This is a genomic window from Massilia sp. CT11-108 (assembly GCF_047302915.1).
Taxonomy (GTDB): domain Bacteria; phylum Pseudomonadota; class Gammaproteobacteria; order Burkholderiales; family Burkholderiaceae_D; genus Telluria; species Telluria orientalis.
Genome location: NZ_JBKYMO010001016.1, coordinates 1 through 934, shown reverse-complemented (window position 1 = coordinate 934; position 934 = coordinate 1). Strand labels below are relative to the sequence as shown.

General features: G+C 68.7%; 1 protein-coding gene. It reads left to right on the top strand.

Features of this window, described 5'->3' with window-relative positions:
- Positions 1-934, top strand: a 934-nt coding sequence (sctC, locus tag ACEN88_RS32815) for a type III secretion system outer membrane ring subunit SctC (protein ID WP_413346459.1), incomplete at both ends; no start/stop codon positions are given.

Genomic DNA, 934 nt, shown 5'->3' with positions numbered 1-934 from the left:
CCTCGGCCTGCGCGCGCGCCGGCGCAGGCGGCCGGACCGTCGATCGAAGCGGACCCGCGCGGCAACGCCATCCTCGTGCGCGACCGTGCCGAGAACATGCCCGCCTACGCCAGCCTGATCGAGTCGCTCGACATGCGCCCCGGCGTGCTCGAGATCGATGCGACCATCATCGAAGTCACCGACAACGCGCTGAACGAACTGGGCATCGACTGGCGCCTGCACACGGGCCACCTCGACCTCCAGACCGGCAGCGGCCAGGCGCAGCAGGCGGGCAATCCGGACTCGCTCAATCCGGGCGGTTTCGGCGTCTTTCCGGTATCCGGCGCCTTGCCCGCCACGCCCCAGGGCGCCGTGCTGACGACCGTGATCGGCAACGCCGGCAAGTACCTGCTCAACCGCATCAGCGCGCTGCAGCAGAAGGACCAGGCGCGCGTGACCGCCAGCCCACGGGTCGAGACGCTCGACAACGTGGAAGCGCTGATGGACAGCAAGAAGACGTTCTACGTGCAGGTGGCCGGTTACCAGTCCGCCGACCTGTACAGCGTGTCCGCCGGCGTGTCGCTGCGCGTGCTGCCGTCGATTATCACGGCACCCGGCGGTGCCCAGCAGATCCGCATGGACGTGCACATCGAGGACGGCAAGCTCACGACCCAGCAGGTGGGGCAGTTGCCGGTGGTGAGCAACAGCACCATCGATACGCAGGCCCTGATCAACGAAGGCGAGAGCCTGCTGATCGCGGGCTACTCCGTCACGCAGGACGACAACACCGAAACGGCGGTGCCGGGCCTCTCGAAGCTGCCCGTGATCGGGGACCTGTTCCGCTATCGCAAGCACGAAGGGCAGCACTACCAGCGCATGTTCCTGTTGACGCCGCGGGTGCTGTCGCCGGCCGTCGGCGGGATCGGCGCGGCGGAAAGCGCGCGCCAGGCCGCCG